The organism is Pseudomonas lundensis (assembly GCF_015377145.2).
In the GTDB taxonomy this organism is placed as follows: Bacteria; Pseudomonadota; Gammaproteobacteria; order Pseudomonadales; family Pseudomonadaceae; genus Aquipseudomonas; species Aquipseudomonas lundensis.
In genome coordinates this window covers 2,249,054-2,269,140 of record NZ_CP062158.2, presented here as the reverse complement: position 1 = coordinate 2,269,140, position 20,087 = coordinate 2,249,054, and the positions used below count along the sequence as shown (strand labels likewise).

Genomic DNA, 20,087 nt, shown 5'->3' with positions numbered 1-20,087 from the left:
GGATGCAAACAACCTGGGCGGTAATTCCGGCTCGGCGGGGGGTATAGGGAATTACATGATTTTTTAAGGGGACTGATCAGAATACTTAGGAATCTTCCTACAATAAGTTCGTTATTACTGCATTAGGGTGGTTGGTAAATTTAAGGAATATGAAATGGCTAATCACGGATACATGTCTATTACAGGAAAAAAACAAGGCCTAATTTCTTCAGGCTGTTCTAGTCAAGTTTCTATCGGCAATAAATGTCAGATCGGCCACTTTGATGAAATCATGGTGTTGGCTTATTCGCATGACATGATTGCAGGAAATGATGGAACAGTAACAGGCGGTCGTGGGCAACACAGACCTGTTGTTATTACTAATAACATTGATAAATCCTCTCCATTGATTTCCAATGCTCTGCAAGATGGTGAGAAAATTAAATGCGTCATTGACTTTTACCGCACATCGCCGACGGGCAGTCAGGAAAAAATTATACTGTTTGTTTAGAGGGCGCACGAATTGCGTATATAAATGTTCAAGTACCGCATGCGATCAATATGTCAGGCGGTCAGCCGCAAGAAGTCGTCGCGATTCGCTATCGGGATATTACATGGATACACGTTGGGGCTGGCACCAGCGCGCATAGCACATGGAACAATGGCGTATGAGTGACCAACAGTGTGACATCCATGACGTCACGAAAGCAGCCTCAGACCTGATGTCTTTTGGCTGCACCACGAGCGCCACGTACCTTGATAGCATCATGCAGCTGAAGTTTAGCTCGATTATTGCAAACTATGTAAACGAGGTCATTCGCGACGTTAACGACGGTGTTATTAGTGCCTGGGACGGGATGCAGGAACTTATAACTGAGTATGACGAGCTAGCCAATAAAGCGTGGTTTTACGCTAAAAATGATGCTGGGATTGCCGGTGGATTCATGCAACTTAAAACAGGTATTGAATCCGCCATTACAACAAGAGGACTTAGCCTCCCGTATAGCGGCCCAATGATTGCCCACGGAATTAACAACCTATATGAAGGAGGAATGAATATTTACAATGACACCAACAGCACTGTAGGGCCCGTGAAAAAAGTCTACCGAGAAATACTTAGAAGTGAGCATTATGGCGATATAACTTATTATTCTTTTGACTTAGTGCTAGCGGGAGTAGGGCTTGGTAGAAAAACCCAAAAGACCGATACATTTAAGCTATTTAGAAGTATGCCTGAAGATTATGAGAGGGCTTACAAGCAAACGGGGAGAATCTCCTTAGCCTTAGAAGCCTTAGTTGATGGAATCTCCATAAAATCAATATATGAATTAAAAAAAGAACACCCCTCCCAAACCACTGATGGCGAGCAGTAAATTTATACAAGTCAGAAAAAACCTCTTAATCGCGGAATAGCGTGAATCATCCCGACCAGACATATGACAATATAAGTCACGACAACTGTGACATAGAGAGCACTATCAGACAATGTAAAAAATATCTCGACAACCCAAACTACGATCATCGTATTTAAACCAGCCGACCCTAAAACCAGCAGTGTCACTATCGTGTAATACCGCAGATCTTCCATTCTCATAAAAAGCGCTCACTGCAATTAATTTGAATGCGCCTTGCTTCTCGATAATACCCTCCTATAATAGCATGATCTTGAACAGAGACAATTTTATCATACTACTAACCCATGAGATCAACGCACAACTAACACATGGCCTGTCTAAATTTAATAGCTTCCTCACGAAATACCCTTAATATTCAAGTGCTCGGCGGGTGCTTAGTGCACCAGATTCAAAGCCTCCATGCACCAAATTGGCCGTTTCAAGCTGTACCAGCGTGCACACGCCACAGTGGACACACTTCATTTCTCACGTTTCCAGCCGTCGCCCATAACTACCATTATTAACCTATGACACAGAGCCTATACCGAGTCTGAAGGTTCTGCACTTAGTGATTTTTTAACTGCAGGAAACATTTCACTTTCATCACTCGGTATATTCCTGATTCGAAGAACATTTTCAAGCACCTCCTTAAAAATCGGGGCTGCCACGGCGCCGCCGAAATAGCCATTCGCAGTAGGCTCATCCACAAGTACGGCCATGATAAATTCTGGCTCGTTGGCGGGAGCAATACCTACGAACATGGCCCTGTATTTATTATGTTTATAACCGCCACTGGATGCCTTACGTGAAGTCCCACTTTTGCCTGCAATGGAATAACCTTCGATTCCTGCGCGCTTCCCACCTGCCCCAGGTCCCTCCACTGCATTTACCATCATGTCCAGAACGCTGTTAGCAACCTCCGGGCTTATGACATTACGTGGCAGCTTCGCCTCACCTTTTATGAGCGACAACGGGATGAGATCCCCGTCATTGGCAAAGACGGTATAGGCCTGAGCCAGTTGAGCCAAGTTAACCGACACGCTATATCCGTAGGAGAGGCTCGCTGTAGCAATATCTGACCATGCTCTCTTGACTGGAACCGTGCCGCTACTTTCCCCAGGAAAATAAACCGCGGTGTTATTTCCGAATCCAAGATCAGTCAGTAGTCGCGAAATGACTGCTCCACCGGTTGGAATAGCAACCTTGCTCATGCCAACATTAGAAGAGCGGCGAATAATACCTGCCAAATCTAACTGACTGTCTCTGCCGACGTCCCGAATAGTATATCCGTTAATTTTTACGAAACCTGGCGCTATTTTTACAATGGCGTTCTTATCAATTACATTGGCGATCAGAACAGCTGCCATGCTGAAAGGTTTTATGACCGAGCCTGGCTCATAAACATCAGCAAACACACGATTTCGAATAAACTTCGCGTCAAAGCTTCTACGTGCATTTGGATTGAATGAAGGCACTGTAGACAATGCCAGAATCTCTCCTGTTTTGGCGTGCACAAGAATAGCGCTGACCGACTTTGCCGCATGTTCCTCAAGCCCTTTAATGAGTGCTTTTTCAACGTAATATTGAAGGGTAGAGTCAATGGTTAAATAGACATTACGTCCGGGCGTTACGGGTTTGTATACACGGTTCTCACGGGTGACGCGCTTGTGCAAGTTAAATGTACGTTCCTCTAGGCCAGGTATGCCCGAAAGTTGGTGATTGTACAGTAATTCAATACCTTCGATCCCTTTCTGGTCAATATTCGTAAAGCCTAACGTCTGAGCAAGCATCGAAGATTGAGGGTAAAATCGTTTGTGCTCCTGGCGCTCATAAACACCTGGAATAGACAACTGTATAATTCTGCTGGCTACCTGCGGGTTAATCCTTCTGGCCAAATAGGCAAACGACTTGTCTCCAGGGTTGGATGCTAATGTTCTGATCCTCACCTCATCAACAGCAAGATACTTATTCAACAGCTCAACTTGCTGATGCGTCGGGGCGAACTGTTTAGGATTTACCCAAAGCGTGCTCACAGGCGTGGAAACAGCCAGGGGCTGATTGAACCTATCAAAAATAGTACCCCGAACAGGGGCTATTTCAATCAGCCGCGTTGAACGTTTACGCCCCTCATTACTTAAGAAATCATGAGAAAAAATCATCAGGTAAGTGATTTTGGCCGCAAGAACGATTGAAAGTGAATAAAAAATAATAATAACGAGGGTGAATCGAGGGTTAGTTGCTTGGAAAATCACACTGCACATCCTGACGTATACGCTAAAAACAAGACCAGCCTAACTAAATTATTCCAATCCTGCTTTGTAATATCAGGAAACAAACACTGATAATCGATTAGTTTAAAGCGTGTTAAGTGGCGACGTTTGGCGATGGCCTCTAGCAGAGTGGGAGATAGGCCATCGGGCCAGTTGTAGTCAACTGCTCCCCAATGTCCCGCTGGCCCATTCCACCCTCAGCGCCGTGAGCCACGGCGAGCAGGTCTTCATTGCCGTGCTGGGGGACTCCATCATGGAAACCGTATGCTCTCGGTCTATCGCCTCACCGATGAAGTGACGCTGTGGAGCATCACCGAAGGGGATCGCTCGGTCACTACCCTTTTGTAGCCCGACGCGTATTGAGCCTGAAACAAACAACGGCCTCTATCGAGGCCGCTGTGCTGTCTGCGCTCAACGTCTGACCCAATTCAGATCCACTGCTCCCTGGATACCATCAACCTGCCCCTTGCTGCTGTGCTGCCACCACTGCCAGCGCTTGCCGTGGCTGCTCCAGGTTTCCGGCACCTTGGGCTGGGCGGCATCCCAATGAGCAATCCACAGCGGGCACTCGCTAAAATCGTACTTGCGCCAGGCAACGCTGTTGCTCCAGATGCTTGGTGAGGTGTAGAGGAAAGGATAAGCCCCGTCCAGCAACGACTCCCGGATCAGCGTCACCAGCTCATACAGAGCGTCGGCCATCTGGTCCGCACTGGCGCCTTCGTTGCCCTGGGTCTCGACATCGATGGCCAGGATGTCTTCACCGACCCTGAACCCCACCTCGGCCAACCGCGCCTGGATATTGGCCAGCTGTTGGCCAGGCGTGCTGCTCAGCGCACGGAAGTAGTGATAGACCCCGCCCTTCAGGCCAGCGGCGCGCATGCCTTGAAAGTTGTCGACAAACTTGGGGTCGGTATAGGTGCCGCCCTCGGTCATCTTGGCTATTGCGTGGTTGATGCCGGCAGCCGCGACCCTCGCCCAGTCGATGTCCCCCTGCCAGCGCGACACATCGATGCCGCGCGCATAATCATGTTTGATCGGCTCTTTGCAATTCATTTCTGCTCTCCTGCATTGGATGGTCCAGCGCATGATCTTCCTCCCGCCGACCGTCACCCATGCACTATCGGGCTACCACCCTTTGCTTATTCAATGTGGTTCGGGACGCGCCACGGCATCCCCCTACGCCATGACAGTCTTGGTGCCCATCCTGTTGAAACGTCTGGATTATCATCTGCAACGCAACGGCGCCCCAATCCCGAGCAGCGCAACCTGCAGCAGCAAACCATCGACTTGTATAAGCCCTGCGTTATGTGAGGCAGGGAGAAATGAGACAACTGTCTGAACCCGGTCCGACATTTCTCGATCGTGGTGAAGGCGCCGCACCGCTCAATCCTCGCCAGTACCTGCGACCCCACGGCCGCCGCCCTGACCGATAGAGCGCAATCCCAGTGACGGTGATACAGGGCTGTTAAAGAGACGGCGTATGTGAGACAGCTTACTTGGGGTGCCTTTCTTAGAACGAGAGTGCGTGATGTTCGATCCAGCGATCGAACATGCCAAGGAAGGAATTTACTTGTGCCAGCCGGTCGGCTTATCGGTTGCGTCGGCGCTGCAACTGAGAGTTGTCGTCATTGCCGATGGGCTAAGCGTGCCGGATAGGAGCCTTCGAAAGAGCCATGCTCTAGCCTCCTGAAGGTTCATTTCAGGGCTAGATATTCAGCAAATGACTGGTCAGGCTCGCGCAACAAACCGCTCTCAACACCATCCTGAAATGGACTGACTCAGTCGAGCTACCCGTGGTTTTTTAATGGATTCTGGCGGAACGAAAAAAGACGCCGAAGCGTCTATTTTCAATGACTTACAGAATTCCATGAAACTCTGTAGATCGATATTTGGAGCGGGAAACGAGACTCGAACTCGCGACCCCGACCTTGGCAAGGTCGTGCTCTACCAACTGAGCTATTCCCGCGTCTTGGTGGTGGGCATTCTATAGTGTTCAAAGAATGCGTCAACCCCTTGATTCGAAAAGTTTTCTTTATTTTTCGGAAGTGGTCTTCAAATGCGGCCAGGCAGCCCGCAAATATTGGAGCATCGACCACAGGGTCAACCCCGCAGCCACAAGCAGCAAGCCGTACCCCACCAAGACCCAGAAGCTGAAATCCGAAGGATTGGCCAACAAAATTACCAGTGCCAGCATCTGCGCCGCTGTTTTCCATTTGCCCATGTTGGAGACAGCCACTTGAGCGCGTGCGCCCAACTCGGCCATCCACTCGCGCAATGCCGAAATGACAATTTCACGACCAATAATCACTGCAGCAGGAAGCGTTAACCAGACGTTGTGATGCTCTTGCACCAGCAATACCAGCGCCACCGCAACCATTAATTTGTCGGCAACCGGATCAAGAAAGGCACCAAATGGTGTGCTTTGCTCCAGCCGCCTGGCCAAGTACCCGTCCAGCCAGTCTGTTGCAGCCGCAAAGGCGAAGACCGAGCTGGAGGCAACATAGCTCCAGCTATAAGGGAGGTAAAACAAAAGGATGAAGATAGGAATCAGGAGAACGCGTAAAACGGTGATCAAATTAGGGATATTCATCGGCACAACTGGCTACGAGGTGAGGTGGCATTCTACTCGCTGTGCAGGTTTGCATAAATCAACTCAGCGAGCTTTTTACTGATCCCGGGTGCTTTGGCGATCTCCTCGATGCTTGCACGAGACAGCTCCTGTAATCCACCAAAATGTTTCAATAAATCTCGGCGGCGTGTCGGTCCCACCCCCGCGATGCCTTCAAGCGTCGAGGTTCTGCGCGTTTTACCGCGCCGCGCCCGGTGGCCGGTGATAGCAAAACGGTGAGCCTCGTCGCGTATCTGCTGGATCAAATGCAGTGCGGGCGAGTCGCCTTTTAACGTAAATTCGTGCGCGGCGTCGTTCAAGTACAACGTTTCGAACCCTGCCTTGCGGGTCGCGCCTTTGGCAACACCCAACAAAATAAGGTCCGGAACCGCCAACTCATTCAGCACGTCCCGGGCCATGGACATTTGCCCCTTGCCGCCGTCCACCAGCAAAATGTCCGGCAGCTTGCCCTCGCCTTCCTTGAGTCGACTGAAGCGTCGCATCAGTGCCTGGTGCATGGCGGCATAGTCGTCGCCCGCCGTCACGCCTTCAATGTTGAAGCGCCTGTAATCCGACTTGATAGGGCCTTCCGGGCCAAACACAACACAGGAAGCAACCGTCGCTTCGCCACTGGAGTGGCTGATGTCATAACACTCCAGCCGTTGCGGGATCTCGTCGAGCTTCAGAACTTTGGCCAATGCCTCAAAGCGGGCGGCTACATGTTGACGATTCGCCAAACGGGCACTGAGGGCCTGTTCGGCATTGGTTACAGCCAATTGCTGCCAGCGTGCGCGTGTGCCTCGCACTCGATAACTGATGGCGATTTCTCGACCACGCAGTTCTTCGATGGCAGCACTGATGGCTGCAAAGCTTTCGTGCTCGACGTTAACGATCAATTCGCCCGGCAAATCACGCTCCGGACTACTGATGTAGTACTGCCCCAGAAACGCCGCCATCACCTCTGCGACGTCTTCTTCAATCCCCACTTGCGGGAAGAAGTTCTTGCTGCCGAGCACCCGTCCACCACGCACATTGATCAAATGCACACAAGCCCCACCCGGGTTAACGAAGGCTGCGATGACATCCACATCGCCATTACCGCCCTCCATGCTCTGTTGATCCTGGACACGCCTCAACAAGGAAATTTGATCGCGTATTTGCGCAGCCCGCTCGAAATCCAGCGTACTGGCCGCCTGCTCCATCTCGGCGTTCAGTTCATCGGTCAGGGCGCTGCTACGACCTTCAAGGAACATTACCGAGTGACGCACGTCTTGAGCGTACTCCTGTGGATCAACCAAACCCACACAGGGGCCTTTGCAGCGCTTGATCTGATACTGCAAACACGGCCGGGTTCGATTTTTGAAGTAGCTGTCTTCGCACTGGCGCACCAGAAACGTCTTTTGTAACAGGCTCAAGCTTTCTCGAATCGCGCCAGCACTTGGATAAGGTCCAAAATACTTGCCTTTAGGCTTTTTGGCGCCCCGGTGAATACTCAAGCGAGGGTATTGGCCGTCAGACAGAAACACATAGGGGTATGACTTATCGTCACGCAGCAGAATGTTGTACGGCGGCCGCCATTCCTTGATCAGGGTCTGCTCAAGCAACAAGGCTTCGGTTTCGTTGGCGGTGATCGTGGTTTCGATCTGCGCAATACGCCCCACCAACGCCGCAGTCTTGGGCGCCAGCCCGGTCTTGCGGAAGTAGCTGGCCAAGCGTTTTTTAAGGTTTTTGGCTTTGCCCACATACAGCAGGCGCGCCTCGCCATCGAACATGCGATAGACGCCGGGCCGACCGCTGCACGTCGAGAGAAAGGCACTTGGATCAAACACGTCAGTCATTATCAACCGGCATCTACCATGCCATGCCGAACGGCCAGCAGCGCCAGCTCCACATCACTTTTGACTGAGAGTTTTTCGAAAATCCGATAACGGTAGGTGTTGACCGTTTTGGGCGACAAACACAGTTTGTCCGAGATGACCTGCACTTTCTGGCAACCAACGATCATCAAAGCGATTTGAATTTCACGTTCGGACAAGGCATCGAAAGGCGAATCGCTGGCAGGCTGAAAGGACTTAAGGGCCAGTTGCTGAGCCACTTGCGGGCTGATGTAACGCTGACCCGCAAAAACCAGGCGGATGGCCTGCACCATCTCTGCCAGACCAGCTCCTTTGGTCATATACCCTGCGGCGCCCGCTTGGAGCAGGCGCGTCGGGAAGGGATCTTCCTCACAGACCGTCACGGCAACCACTTTGATGTCCGGATGGCTACGCATCATTTTGCGCGTCGCCTCAAGCCCGCCAATGCCTGGCATTTTGACATCCATCAGAACGACGTCCGGTTTCAACTCACGCGCTTTGATCAGTGATTCTTCGCCGGACTCGGCCTGGCCGACCACTTGAAGGCCGTCAATATCAGCCAGCATTCGTGTGATGCCTGTACGCACAAGATCATGGTCATCGACCACTAGAACCCGAATCAAGTCGACACCTCGTAAATTGGTCTTCTTTGGTTGCCGACACCTTAGCAAAAAACCAATGCCCCAACCTACTAACCTGCACCTCCTGTCCATGGAAAATTAAAAAATGCTCAAGTCAGCTGTATTTATGGCCTTCAGACGTCACTGGGCTCCTGACGATTCTTGGCAGCGTGGATAGCCGACAGATCAGCCAATGTGGTCGTCAATCGGCGGATGGCATCCTGGTCTTCTTTCTGCAGCACGCGATAACTGACCAGCACCTTTTCTTCAATCTGACTGAGGTTGTCGACCAGTGTCGGGGTCGGGGTCCCCGTCAGCACATAAAGAACATCCACACCGCGCTCAGCTACCCGTGACAGATAATCGGCCTTGGGTGCGCGATCGCCATTTTCATATTTGCCCTGTGCGTTAGCTTCGACGCCACCGATTACGCCAAAAGCTTTCTGCGACAGACCCAGCCGCTCTCTCTCTTGCCTCAACCGCGAACCGATCCCACTCATTTGGATGTAAGTTCCCATTTTCAACACCCGCGAGGATGGTATAATCAAAAAATATTAAACAACTTTGAACGGTTTTGAACTATGACCGGAATTCGTACTGCCGCACAAGCCAAGGCATGGCTGGAACATCAGGAAAAGTCGGTTCAAGAGTTTGCTCGAGAGCACGGCGTTGACCCAGCGACCACCTATCAAGTGCTCGCCGGGCGCAAAAAAGGGAAGCGTGGAGAAGCCCATAAAGTGGCGGTACTTCTGGGCATGAAGGACGGCATCATTGCGCCTGATTCTGCGGCGAAATACGATGAACTTCCTTGAGTATGCGCTTAATTGGGAATGCCACCCCATTTAGTATTGAACCGAGGTCAGGCCCTGTTCAATTCCCCAGCTATAAGCACCTCGGCCGCGCCTGAATCACTTGTCGCACTCACGTGCAAAATCGCTTATAGCCCGCGGGATCAGCACTCATAGAAATTTTTGATTGAATCTGTTGACTTGCCTCGCGTAAGCTTCAGCCATTCATCGGAGAGCACCCATGTTGCACAACGCCATCACCCACATGTGCCAGATCACCAGCGTTTCTCGCTTGGTCGGCACTGTGTGCGCGAACAACACAGGCTCTGCTGCACGATTTTATTTTGGGTATTGGTTTAGCCACTGGCGCGCCTGATACCCAATCGGCGCCCACGTTTCAGGGGTCGCCTACCAGAGAATTCTCACCCCCGGTCGGCTACCCGACCGGGGGTTTTGTTTTTTCAGCCCCTGACCATTTATTGAATTTGAGGATTGACCCATGAACTACGCCACTTATTACCGCTTCGACCTCTGCGCTGCATGGCGATTTATCAACCGTCGTTCGGGACAGTCTGCCGCCTCCGAACGGAACCACTTGGGTGGCACGCATCCCCTCTCAGCCAGCCCGGCCCACTGTCGAACACCCCACTAGGGCTGAGCGCGCGGGAACACCCGCCGCCTGCCCAGGAAGCCAGAACCATGAACGCCACCGTATCCACACTGAACATCGCATCAACCCCTGCCAACCCTGTGTTGACCCGGCGCTTGCCAAGCGCAGCCCAGCTCAAGCAGCAATTGCCCCTCGGCGAACCCCTGCGACAGCGGGTTCACGCGCAACGTCATGCCATCCGCGCCATTCTTGAGGGCAAAGACGACCGCCTGTTGATCGTCGTCGGCCCCTGCTCCCTTCACGACCCGCAATCAGCCCTCGAATACGCCAGCCATCTGGCCGCCCTGTCCCGCGAAGTGAGCGAGGACATGCTGCTGGTAATGCGGGCCTACGTCGAAAAGCCACGTACTACTGTTGGCTGGAAAGGTCTGGCCTACGATCCCCATCTGGATGGCAGCGATGACATGACTCACGGCCTGACGCTGTCACGCGAGTTAATGATCGAGATGCTGCGCATGGGACTACCGGTCGCCACTGAGCTGCTGCAGCCAATTGCGGCGGGCTACTTCGACGACCTGCTGGGCTGGGCGGCCATTGGCGCACGCACCACCGAATCGCAGATTCACCGGGAAATGGCCAGCGGGCTGGACCTGCCAGTGGGTTTCAAAAATGGCACCGACGGCGGCGTGGCGATTGCGTGCGATGCCATGCGCAGCGCCGCTCACAGGCATCGGCACTTCGGCGTGGATGAACAGGGCCATCCGGCAATCATCCTGACACCAGGCAACCCCGACACTCACCTGGTGCTGCGCGGTGGGCACAGCGGCCCCAACTACAGCCAAACCCATGTCGCCAATGCCCGCGCCGGACTGGAGAAAAACGGCATACCCGCGCGCTTGATGGTCGATTGCAGCCACGCCAACAGTGGCAAGGATCCTCTGCGTCAACCGGACGTGTTCAACGACGTGCTTGAACAGCACCTGAGCGGTGATCGATCCTTGATCGGCATGATGCTCGAAAGCCATCTGTTCGAAGGCTGCCAGCCCCTGAGTGACAACCTGCGTTACGGCGTTTCCGTCACCGATGGTTGCCTTGGCTGGGACGCAACAGAAGCCTTGTTGCGCACTGCTGCCCATCAGCTACAACTGCAGCGGGCGCGCAATCAAGTAATCGGCTGAGCGAAAAAATGCCCCGGGCATGCAGCGCCCGGGGCCGAGCCAGAGGCCATTGCGAGTCAGATCTTTTTCTAAATGCAGGTTGAAAGCACAATGACTGCCTACAGATTTTGTAGACCCTAAAGTAGGAATATGACGCCAATGGCTCTGGGGCCTGCGCTCGCGGGGTGGCCTGGACAACATCTGCTGTCAGAGCGCTTATGAAACCCTCACCTAAGGTGATTTTTATGGATCAAACACCTTTAGAGGATATGCATGACATGGATACGTCAGCCAACACGCGCTACCCGATAGTGCTGGTACACGGCCTTTTTGGATTCGACCACATTGGCCCGTTCAATTACTTCAATGGCATCAAAGAAGCCTTGAACAAGGCCGGGGCCACGGTCTATGTGGCCAAAGTCTCAGCCGCCAACAGTTCTGAAGAACGGGGCGAACAGCTGCTTGAGCAACTACGCGCATTGGCCACACAAAACGGCTTACAGCGATTCAATGTGATCGGCCACAGCCAAGGCGCCCTTACCGCTCGCTATGCCGCTGCCGTCGCGCCAGAACAGGTGGCTTCTGTCACCTCGGTCAGCGGGCCCAATCAGGGGTCGGAACTCGCGGATCGCGTCCGTCAGGCACTCACCCCTGGCGCACTGCCAGAAACCGTCGCCGCCGCCCTGAGCAGTGCGCTGGGCAGCTTCATTTCAAGGTTGAGCGGTCGCCGGGAACTGCCGCAAGACGCCTTGGGTGCATTGAATGCCTTAACCACCGAGGGCGTGGCCGCCTTCAACAAAAAATACCCCCAAGGGCTGCCCGAGACGTGGGGCGCAATGGGCGCCGAACAGGTGAATGGCGTTCTCTACTATTCATGGAGCGGGATAATCAAAGGCTCGCTGTTCTCAGAATCCTTGAACATTTTTGACCCCCTGCACAATGCCTGCCGGGTGTTTGGCAGTTTTTTCACCCGCGAAAGCAAAGAGAATGACGGGATGGTCGGACGTTTCAGCTCCCACCTGGGGCAGGTGATTCGTTCGGACTACCCGCTGGATCATCTGGACACCATTAACCATGTCGCCGCACTGGCCAACAAAAGCGTCGATCCGGCCGGGCTTTACGTCGAACACGCGCGTCGTCTCAAGGCCAAAGGCGTGTAATACCCATAAGCACAACCGACGGGGGAACTTTTGCCGCGAAAAAAGCGCCTGAATCCGGTAGTCTCACCCCTTTATTGAAAGGAGCACTTCCCATGGCCAAAGCCACTGCCCGTCACATCCTTGTTGCCAGCGAAGCTAAATGCAACGAACTGAAAGCCCAAATCGAAGGCGGCGCTGATTTCGCTGAAGTCGCAAAAGCCAACTCCACTTGCCCTTCCAGCCGTCAAGGTGGCGACCTGGGTTCATTCGGCCCAGGCCAGATGGTTAAAGAGTTTGACACTGTCGTGTTCAGCGCACCGATCAACGTGGTTCAAGGCCCGGTCAAAACCCAGTTCGGTTATCACCTGCTTGAAGTGACCAGCCGCCAGGATTAATCCTCAAGCGCTGCGTGACAACGGCCCGCCTTTTGGTGGGCCGTTTCGTATCCGCTGCCTTTAACCTCGTGCTACGTTTCCTCACTCACGAACCCAACGTGTCTCACCTGAGGAAATGATCATGAACCTTAAGGGTAAAACTGCGCTGGTCACCGGCTCCACCAGCGGGATAGGCCTGGGTATTGCATTGAGCCTTGCCAAAGCCGGTGCCGATCTCATTCTCAACGGCTTTGGTGATGCCAGCAAAGTCATTGCCGACGTAGAACAGTGGGGGGGCCGAGTGGGCCATCATGCGGCCGATGTCAGTGACCCGGCGCAAATTGCCGAGATGATCGACTACGCCGAACGCGAATTCGGCGGCATTGACATTTTGGTCAACAATGCCGGCATTCAGCATGTGGCCAGCGTTGAAGCGTTTCCGGCAGAGCAATGGGACGCCATCCTCGCCATCAACCTATCCTCGGTTTTCCACAGCACCCGCCTCGCCCTGCCCGGCATGCGCAAACGCAATTGGGGGCGCATCGTCAACATCGCGTCAGTCCACGGCCTTGTAGGCTCGGTCGGCAAAGCGGCCTATGTAGCCGCTAAACACGGCGTCATTGGCTTGACCAAAGTGGTCGGATTAGAAACGGCGACCAGCAACATCACCTGCAACGCCATCTGCCCCGGCTGGGTTCTGACACCGTTGGTGCAAACGCAAATAGACCAACGCATCAGCCAGGGCATCGACCCTTATCAGGCTCAGCACGACCTGCTGGCCGAAAAACAGCCTTCGCTGGAATTTGTCACCCCGCCGCAATTGGGCGAGTTGGTGTTGTTTCTGTGCAGTGAAGCCGCCAGCCAGGTCAGAGGTGCTGCGTGGAATGTCGACGGCGGCTGGCTGGCTCAATGACCACGTGTATTTGCGCAGGCCGAGCATGCAAAAATGCATGCCAGCGCTGCACTTATTCGGGTTGTACTTGGCAAATTTGCACTGTTAGCATCGACCATCGTTCGTCTACGAACAGCCCTTAATAACAAGACAAAGCAGGGAGTTAGTGATGACTGCACAGGTTTCATCCTCAGCGACACAGGATGTCGAGGCCACGCATTGCGAGATTCTGGCCGAGGTGCGCAACCACATTGGCCACCTGACCCTGAACCGCCCCGACGGCCTTAACGCCATCAACTTGAACATGGTCCGTGCGCTACAGCGCCATCTCGATGCCTGGTCCAGCGACCCCGCCATCAAGGCCGTGATATTACGGGGAGCAGGTGAAAAAGCCTTCTGCGCCGGCGGTGATATCCGCTCGCTGTACGACAGTTACCAGAGCCAGGGCACACTGCATTACACCTTCTTCGAAGAGGAATACGCCCTCGACCTGACCCTGCACCATTACCCCAAGCCCATCGTGGCCCTGATGGACGGTTTTGTGCTCGGCGGTGGCATGGGGCTGGTGCAGGGTGCCGATTTTCGTATTGTCACCGAGCGCAGCAAGCTGGCGATGCCCGAAGTCGGTATCGGTTATTTCCCTGACGTCGGCGGGAGCTACTTTCTTACCCGAACACCGGGAGAACTCGGCACGTATCTCGGCGTTAGCGGCGTGCAAATCCGTGCGAGCGACGCGCTGTATTGCGGTCTGGCTGATCGCTACCTCGACAGCAGCCGACTGCCGGAGCTTGATGCTGCACTGAACGCGCTCACATGGGCCCAATCACCCGCCGAGGACCTCAAGGCCCTGCTTGACCCCTTGACTGTCACCTCGCTGCCAGACCCTGCGCTGGCCTCACGGCGCGCCCTCATCGACGACGTGTTCTCGGCACCCAATGTGCCCGCGATTGTGGATCGCCTGCGCGCCGTCACGCTGCCGGATCAACGGGAGTGGGCCACCGCCACGGCTGATCTGCTGCTCACGCGCTCGCCGCTGGCCATGGCCGTAACCCTTGAAATGCTGCGCCGGGGACGCGAGCTGCCTCTGGAACAGTGCTTCGCGCTGGAAATACACCTGGATCGCCAATGGTTCGACCGGGGCGATCTGATGGAAGGCGTGCGCGCACTGATCATCGACAAGGACAAAACCCCACACTGGAACCCGCCGTCTCTGAATCAGCTGGATGCCGCGCACGTTGCCAGTTTTTTCTCTGATTTCAAGCCGACAGGAGCCTGAGCCATGCAGGACATCGAACTGAGTGAAGAACAAGTGATGATCCGCGACATGGCCCGCGACTTCGCCCGCCGCGAAATCGCGCCCCATGCCCAGGCCTGGGAAAAAGCAGGCTGGATTGACGACTCACTGGTGACAAAAATGGGCGAGCTGGGGCTGCTCGGCATGGTGGTGCCCGAGGAATGGGGCGGCACTTACGTCGATTATGTGGCCTACGCCCTGGCGGTCGAAGAGATCTCCGCAGGGGATGGCGCCACGGGCGCGCTGATGAGCATTCACAACTCGGTGGGGTGTGGCCCCATTCTCAAATACGGCAGCGAGGCGCAAAAACAGACCTGGCTGGAAAAACTGGCCAGCGGTCAGGCCATCGGTTGCTTTTGCCTGACCGAACCCCAGGCGGGCTCTGAAGCCCACAACCTGCGCACCCGCGCAGAGCTGCGGGACGGCCAGTGGGTGATAAACGGTGCCAAGCAATTTGTCAGCAATGGCAAACGCGCTCAATTGGCCATTGTGTTTGCCGTGACCGACCCGGATCTGGGCAAAAAAGGCCTGTCGGCGTTTTTGGTGCCGACCGATACACCGGGGTTCATCGTGGACCGTACGGAACACAAAATGGGCATTCGCGCATCGGACACCTGCGCGGTCACCCTGAACAACTGCACCGTGCCCGAAAGCAGCCTGTTGGGGGATCGCGGTAAAGGGCTGGCCATCGCGCTGTCCAACCTTGAGGGTGGTCGTATCGGCATTGCCGCGCAAGCCCTTGGCATCGCCCGCGCCGCCTTTGAAGCCGCGCTCAGCTACGCCCGTGATCGCGTGCAATTCGATAAAGCCATCATTGAACACCAGAGCGTCGCCAACATGCTTGCCGACATGCAGACCCGGCTCAACGCCGCGCGCTTGCTGATCCTGCATGCGGCCAGATTGCGCAGCGCCGGTAAACCATGCCTGTCAGAGGCCTCGCAGGCCAAGTTGTTTGCCTCGGAAATTGCCGAGTATGTGTGCTCCAAAGCCATCCAGATTCATGGCGGCTATGGCTACCTGGAAGATTACCCGGTGGAGCGTTACTACCGGGATGCGCGAATCACGCAAATTTATGAGGGCTCGAGTGAGATTCAACGCATGGTCATTGCACGCGAGCTGAAACACTATTTGGTTTAAGCCGCAATCAGGCGGTTCTCCCGTCCGTGCAACGCGGTCCGTCCAGACCGCGTCGCACCGGATCAATCACTGATGCTTGAAGTCGGCTTCGCGCTTGGCAACAAACGCCGCCATGCCTTCTTTCTGATCCTGCGTGGCGAACAGTGAATGGAACACACGGCGCTCAAAACGCACGCCTTCGGCCAAATTCACTTCGAACGCGCGGTTGACGCATTCTTTGGTCAGCATCAACACCGGCAGGGATTTTTTGGCAATCACGGCCGCCACTTTCAGGGCTTCTTCGACCAACTCATCCACCGGCACTACGCGTGATACCAGCCCCGAGCGTTCAGCTTCGGCAGCATCAATCAAACGCCCACTGAGGCACATTTCCATGGCCTTGGCCTTGCCTACCGCACGCGTCAAACGCTGGGTGCCGCCCATGCCCGGCAGTACGCCGAGGTTGATTTCAGGCTGGCCAAACTTGGCATTGTCACCGGCCAGAATGAAGTCACACATCATCGCCAGCTCACACCCGCCACCCAAGGCGAACCCGGCAACGGCGGCAATGATGGGCTTGCGGCGGGTCGACACGCGCTCACTGTCCGAGAACAGATCGTCCAGGTAAATCTGTGGGTACGTAAGGTCAGCCATTTCCTTGATGTCAGCACCGGCGGCGAAGGCTTTCTTCGAACCGGTCAGCACAATGCAGCCGATCTCGTTGTCCGCTTCCAGGCGGTCAAGCGCGTGATTCACTTCGCTGACCAACTGCGCATTCAAGGCGTTCAAGGCTTGCGGCCGGTTCAGGGTAATCAGGCCGACGCGCCCGTGAATGTCCAACAGAATGGTTTCGTAACTCATTGATAACTCCTCGTTCAAAGGTTGCGCGAAATGACCATGCGCTGAATATCGCTGGTGCCTTCGTAAATCTGGCACACCCGAACGTCGCGATAGATCCGTTCCAGCGGGAAGTCGCTCAAGTAGCCATAACCGCCCAGGGTTTGCAATGCTTTGGAACACACGCGTTCCGCCATTTCCGAGGCAAACAGCTTGGCCTGGGACGCCTCGACCAGCGCGGATTGCCCGCTGTCACGCAAGGCGGCGGCATAGCGAACCATTTGCCGGGCAACGGCAATTTCAGTGGACATGTCGGCCAGACGAAACGCCACCGCCTGGTGCTCCACCAATGGCTGGCCGAAAGTGGTGCGCTCGCGAGCGTAGTCCCGGGCCGCTTCAAACGCGGCACGGGCCATCCCGACAGCTTGCGACGCAATACCGATGCGCCCACCCTCCAGATTGCCCAGCGCGATTTTGTAACCCTGGCCTTCTTCGCCCAGACGATTGGCCAGCGGGATCTTCATGTCGGTGAAGAGGATCTGGCAGGTGTCCGAGGCATGCTGGCCGAGCTTTTCTTCTACCCGTGCCACGCTGTAACCCGGGGTATCGGTGGGCACGATGAACGCGCTGATCCCGCGCTTGCCTGCGGCCGGGTCCGTCACGGCAAACACAATCACCACGCCAGCGTTTTGGCCTGACGTGATGAACTGCTTGCAGCCATTGAGCACGTAGTGATCGCCCTCGCGCCGGGCCCGGGTTTTCAGGTCGCTGGCGTCGGAGCCTGCTTGCGGCTCGGTCAGGGCAAACGCGCCTAGCATGGCGCCGCTGGCCAACGGGGTCAGCACGTCACGCTTTTGTTGTTCGGTGCCGTAGGTGAGGATCGGCACGCAGCCCACCGAGTTATGCACGCTCATGATCGTCGAACAGGCACCGTCGCCCGCGGCGATCTCTTCAAGGGCCATGGCATAGGCTTGGTAGCCGGTGTCACAACCGCCCCATGCTTCAGGCACCAACATGCCAAAAAAGCCCAGTTCGGCCATTTCCTGAAGGGCTTCGCGGGGAAAGCGGTGCTGCTTGTCCCACTCGGCAGCGAACGGCTTCAAACGCTCCTGGGCGAACTGGCGGGCCGCTTCACAAATTTGTCGTTGTTCGGGTGTGGGCAGCATAAAGAATTCCTTAATACAGACATTCCACGGCAATCGCCGTGGCTTCGCCGCCGCCAATGCAAATGGCGGCTACGCCCTGCTTGAGTTTTTTCTGGCGCAAGGCCGACAGCAACGTCACCAGAATGCGTGCCCCGGAAGCCCCGATCGGATGCCCCAAAGCGCAGGCACCGCCATGGATGTTGACCTTGTCATGGGGCAAGTCCAGCTCACTCATGGTCACCAGCGTGACCACCGCAAAGGCTTCGTTGATCTCGAACAAATCGACGTCATTGAGGTTCCAGCCGGTTTGGCTCATCAAGCGCTTGATGGCGCCCACGGGTGCGGTGGGAAACAGGCCGGGTTCATCGGCAAACGCCGCATGCCCGTGGATCACCGCCAACGGCGCAAGCCCACGCTTTTGCGCCTCGGAACGACGCATCAGCACCAGCGCCGCTGCACCATCGGAGATAGAGCTGGAGTTGGCCGCCGTCACCGTGCCGCCGTCGCGGAAGGCTGCTTTGAGTGTGGGGATTTTTTCGGGTTTGGCTTTGGGCGGTTGCTCGTCGTCAGTGATCTCACGCTGTTCTTTGCCTACCGTGACCTGCACCGGGACGATTTCAGCACTGAAGCTGCCCTCCCTGATCGCCTGTTGGGCACGGGCCAGCGAGGCGAGCGCAAACGCATCCTGGGCCTCACGGCTGAAACCGTGGGCCTGCGCGCAATCTTCGGCAAAGGTGCCCATCAAACGACCGCGGTCGTAGGCATCCTCCAGGCCGTCGAGGAACATGTGATCCAGCACACGGCCATGGCCCATGCGGTAGCCGCTGCGCGCCCGGTCAAGCAGATACGGCGCGTTGGACATGCTTTCCATGCCGCCCGCGACCACCACATCCGCCCCGCCCGCCAACAGGCGATCATGGGCCAGCATCGTCGCCTCCATGCCCGACCCGCACATTTTGTTCAACGTGGTGCAACGGGTTCCCTTGTCCAGGCCCGCGCCCAAGGCAGCCTGCCGCGCAGGTGCCTGTCCAAGACCGGCCGACAGCACACAACCGAACAGCACTTCATCAACGCTGTCGCTCGAAACCCCGGCGCGCTCCACCGCGGCGCGAATCGCCGCAGCGCCCAGTTGTGGCGCGGTCAGGCCCTTGAAGTCACCTTGAAAGCCGCCCATGGGGGTCCGTGCCACACTGACAATCACTACCGGATCATTTGACATCGTCATCACCCGCTCCTTATTTGGCTGCCATGCGCAAGGCACCGTCGAGACGGATCACTTCGCCATTGAGCATGCTGTTTTCAATGATGTGACGCACCAGCGCGGCATACTCCGCCGGCTTGCCCAGGCGCGGCGGAAACGGCACGCCCGCCGCCAGGGAATCGCGCACTTCAGGGGTCATGCCTGCCATCATCGGGGTTTCAAAAATGCCGGGGGCAATGGTCATCACCCGAATCCCGAAACGCGCCAGCTCGCGGGCTGCGGGTAAGGTCAGGCTGGCAATCGCGCCTTTGGACGCTGCGTACGCCGCTTGACCAATCTGCCCGTCAAACGCGGCCACCGACGCGGTGTTGATGATGACGCCGCGTTCGCCATCGGGGTCCGCAGCGGTTTGCGCGATGGCCGCCGCGGCCAGTCGCAGCATATTGAAACTGCCGATCAGGTTGACGTTGATCACCTGACTGAAGCTCTCCAGCCCGTGAGGCCCGCCCTTGCCGAGGATCTTTTCGCCGCGCACGATGCCCGCGCAGTTGACCAGACCGTTCACGCCGCCAAACGCCGCGACCGTGGCGTCAATGGCGGCCTGCGCCGCCTGCGCCTGACTGATGTCCGCCACCGCGCTGCGCGCCTGAGGACCCAGACGCGTGGCCTGTGCGGCGACGGCATCGGCGTTCACGTCCACCAGCATGACCCTGGCGCCGGCATTGACCAGCATCTGTGCCGTTGCAGCACCCAGGCCCGAAGCTGCGCCCGTAACGATAAAAACCTTGTTCTCGATCTGCATGATTT

At 55.7% G+C, this 20,087-nt stretch carries 19 protein-coding genes and 1 tRNA gene; 9 read left to right on the top strand and 11 right to left on the bottom strand.

The annotated features are described in order from the left end of the window. Positions 1–154 precede the first annotated feature (154 nt). Together tssD and IF654_RS10750 are read left to right on the top strand one after the other, a co-directional pair. Positions 155–490: a type VI secretion system tube protein TssD gene (gene tssD, locus IF654_RS10755; protein WP_336244840.1), complete on the top strand. Its 336-nt coding sequence runs from the start codon at positions 155–157 to the stop codon at positions 488–490. Positions 491–647: 157 nt separating this feature from the next. Beyond that, positions 648–1,352: a DUF4225 domain-containing protein gene (locus IF654_RS10750; RefSeq protein WP_169835888.1), complete on the top strand. Its 705-nt coding sequence runs from the start codon at positions 648–650 to the stop codon at positions 1,350–1,352. Between the two features lie 560 nt (positions 1,353–1,912). Here IF654_RS10750 and IF654_RS10745 read toward each other — a convergent pair. The 7 genes from IF654_RS10745 to IF654_RS10715 form a co-directional block, all read right to left on the bottom strand. Next, positions 1,913–3,625: a peptidoglycan D,D-transpeptidase FtsI family protein gene (locus tag IF654_RS10745; RefSeq protein ID WP_418889554.1), complete on the bottom strand. Its 1,713-nt coding sequence runs from the start codon at positions 3,623–3,625 to the stop codon at positions 1,913–1,915. Positions 3,626–4,054: 429 nt separating this feature from the next. Next, on the bottom strand, positions 4,055–4,696 hold the full coding sequence (locus IF654_RS10740; protein WP_094988296.1) for a glycoside hydrolase family 25 protein: 642 nt from the start codon (positions 4,694–4,696) through the stop codon (positions 4,055–4,057). A gap of 837 nt (positions 4,697–5,533) precedes the next feature. Beyond that, a tRNA-Gly gene (locus IF654_RS10735) sits at positions 5,534–5,609 on the bottom strand. 66 nt (positions 5,610–5,675) lie between these two features. Next, positions 5,676–6,233 carry a CDP-diacylglycerol--glycerol-3-phosphate 3-phosphatidyltransferase gene (pgsA, locus tag IF654_RS10730; protein WP_047275824.1) on the bottom strand — a complete coding sequence of 186 codons (558 nt, stop codon included), beginning with the start codon at positions 6,231–6,233 and terminating at the stop codon, positions 5,676–5,678. A gap of 32 nt (positions 6,234–6,265) precedes the next feature. After that, on the bottom strand, positions 6,266–8,089 hold the full coding sequence (gene uvrC, locus IF654_RS10725; protein WP_047275821.1) for an excinuclease ABC subunit UvrC: 1,824 nt from the start codon (positions 8,087–8,089) through the stop codon (positions 6,266–6,268). 2 nt (positions 8,090–8,091) lie between these two features. Further along, entirely contained in the window at positions 8,092–8,730 is a 639-nt protein-coding gene (gacA, locus tag IF654_RS10720) for a response regulator transcription factor GacA (protein WP_047273603.1), read from the bottom strand. Between the two features lie 131 nt (positions 8,731–8,861). Then, on the bottom strand, positions 8,862–9,227 hold the full coding sequence (locus tag IF654_RS10715) for a helix-turn-helix domain-containing protein (protein WP_047273601.1): 366 nt from the start codon (positions 9,225–9,227) through the stop codon (positions 8,862–8,864). A gap of 81 nt (positions 9,228–9,308) precedes the next feature. On the opposite strand from IF654_RS10715, the gene IF654_RS10710 reads away from it, so the two are divergent. The 7 genes from IF654_RS10710 (at position 9,309) to IF654_RS10680 (ending at position 16,118) form a co-directional block, all read left to right on the top strand. Continuing rightward, on the top strand, positions 9,309–9,539 hold the full coding sequence (locus tag IF654_RS10710) for a DNA-binding protein (protein ID WP_194862491.1): 231 nt from the start codon (positions 9,309–9,311) through the stop codon (positions 9,537–9,539). A gap of 675 nt (positions 9,540–10,214) precedes the next feature. Then, complete coding sequence (locus IF654_RS10705) at positions 10,215–11,303, top strand: 3-deoxy-7-phosphoheptulonate synthase (protein ID WP_047273597.1); 1,089 nt, start codon at positions 10,215–10,217, stop codon at positions 11,301–11,303. 257 nt (positions 11,304–11,560) lie between these two features. Beyond that, positions 11,561–12,442: a triacylglycerol lipase gene (locus tag IF654_RS10700; RefSeq protein ID WP_047273754.1), complete on the top strand. Its 882-nt coding sequence runs from the start codon at positions 11,561–11,563 to the stop codon at positions 12,440–12,442. Positions 12,443–12,534: 92 nt separating this feature from the next. After that, the gene (locus IF654_RS10695) at positions 12,535–12,816 is read left to right on the top strand and encodes a peptidylprolyl isomerase (protein ID WP_008150918.1); all 282 of its coding nucleotides are present in this window, start codon (positions 12,535–12,537) and stop codon (positions 12,814–12,816) included. 121 nt (positions 12,817–12,937) lie between these two features. After that, a complete protein-coding gene (locus IF654_RS10690; protein ID WP_047273594.1) occupies positions 12,938–13,708 on the top strand; it encodes a 3-hydroxybutyrate dehydrogenase in 771 nt (256 codons plus the stop codon). A 148-nt stretch (positions 13,709–13,856) separates the two neighbouring features. After that, on the top strand, positions 13,857–14,963 hold the full coding sequence (locus tag IF654_RS10685) for an enoyl-CoA hydratase/isomerase family protein (protein ID WP_194862492.1): 1,107 nt from the start codon (positions 13,857–13,859) through the stop codon (positions 14,961–14,963). Between the two features lie 3 nt (positions 14,964–14,966). Further along, positions 14,967–16,118, top strand: a complete 1,152-nt coding sequence (locus IF654_RS10680) for an acyl-CoA dehydrogenase family protein (protein ID WP_047275811.1) — start codon at positions 14,967–14,969, stop codon at positions 16,116–16,118. Between the two features lie 66 nt (positions 16,119–16,184). Here the strand turns inward: IF654_RS10680 and IF654_RS10675 are convergent, their stop codons facing one another. Genes IF654_RS10675 through IF654_RS10660 form a run of 4 tightly spaced genes read right to left on the bottom strand, consistent with a single transcriptional unit; the run spans position 16,185 to position 20,082 of the window. After that, positions 16,185–16,958 carry an enoyl-CoA hydratase gene (locus tag IF654_RS10675; protein WP_047273589.1) on the bottom strand — a complete coding sequence of 258 codons (774 nt, stop codon included), beginning with the start codon at positions 16,956–16,958 and terminating at the stop codon, positions 16,185–16,187. A 14-nt stretch (positions 16,959–16,972) separates the two neighbouring features. Beyond that, positions 16,973–18,100, bottom strand: a complete 1,128-nt coding sequence (locus IF654_RS10670) for an acyl-CoA dehydrogenase (RefSeq protein WP_047273587.1) — start codon at positions 18,098–18,100, stop codon at positions 16,973–16,975. A gap of 10 nt (positions 18,101–18,110) precedes the next feature. After that, a complete protein-coding gene (locus IF654_RS10665) occupies positions 18,111–19,304 on the bottom strand; it encodes an acetyl-CoA C-acyltransferase (protein ID WP_047273585.1) in 1,194 nt (397 codons plus the stop codon). A gap of 10 nt (positions 19,305–19,314) precedes the next feature. Then, positions 19,315–20,082: an SDR family NAD(P)-dependent oxidoreductase gene (locus IF654_RS10660; RefSeq protein WP_047275806.1), complete on the bottom strand. Its 768-nt coding sequence runs from the start codon at positions 20,080–20,082 to the stop codon at positions 19,315–19,317. Positions 20,083–20,087: the final 5 nt, after the last annotated feature.